Genomic DNA, 928 nt, shown 5'->3' with positions numbered 1-928 from the left:
GGAGGATATTTCTTATCGGGCTTGTTGTAGCTTTCGTTGCATCATTATTAGCTCCTCAATCACCAAACTTTGGATGGCTCATCGTTTTCCGCATTGTTCAATCCATCGGAACAAGCATGATGGTTGCAGTTGGAATGGCCATTGTACGCATTCATATTACGGAGAAACAAGCGACTGCGCTGTCTGTTTTGTCCATATTCCTATCCGGAGCGGCAGCAATTGGACCCTTTATTGGCGGGGTCATAATTCACTGGTGGGGCTGGCCTGCTATCTTTTTCGTCAATATTCCGTTCGTGGTGGTGAGTTTTCTATTAGCTTGGAGGAATATTCCTAAGGACGAACCGTCAACATCCGTTGCACTGGGCATGTCCTTTCGTAAATGGTTTGATTTGATTGATGCGTCAGGGATCCTGCTATTCACAGTGGGTCTTGTTGCCCTGCTCGTTGGATTACTGTCAGCAAAATCATCTGGGCAAATCTCATTAAGTAATGTTATTGTCGGGCTGATAGGCCTCGTGCTACTTGCGGCTTTCGTACGACATGAGTTAAAAGCGAAGTCACCCTTTATTCCTTTGCGCACATTCGCCAAATATCCTGCGATGACTTGGGTCAATGTCGAATTCATGCTCGTTAACGTACTTTTTTACTCGCTCTTTTTTGGGCTTCCGTCCTACTTGCAATCGGTACGTCATGTCAGCGAGTTCCATACAGGGATTCTCATGCTAAGCTTAGGCTTGTGCTCGCTCGTTACTTCTCCAATAGCAGGCCGATGGATCGATAAATCAGGACCTCGACCAGCATTGCTCGTGTCCGGAATACTGATGACATTTGGGTCAGTGTGGATCGTGACATTGAATCAAACTTCACCGGTTATCAGTGTGTGTTTGGCTTTAGCTGCATTTGGAATTAGCAACGGGTTGAACAATGT

General features: G+C 46.0%; 1 protein-coding gene. It reads left to right on the top strand.

Annotation, left to right across the window (positions count from 1 at the left end):
* Window positions 1–928: MFS transporter (locus AC1DWB_RS36160; RefSeq protein WP_477545871.1), on the top strand; the 928-nt coding region annotated here is incomplete at both ends.

The organism is Paenibacillus sp. P4_E11, from assembly GCF_056401635.1.
Note: the sequence above shows the minus strand (reverse complement) of the source record. Positions and strands in the feature narration are given on the sequence as shown.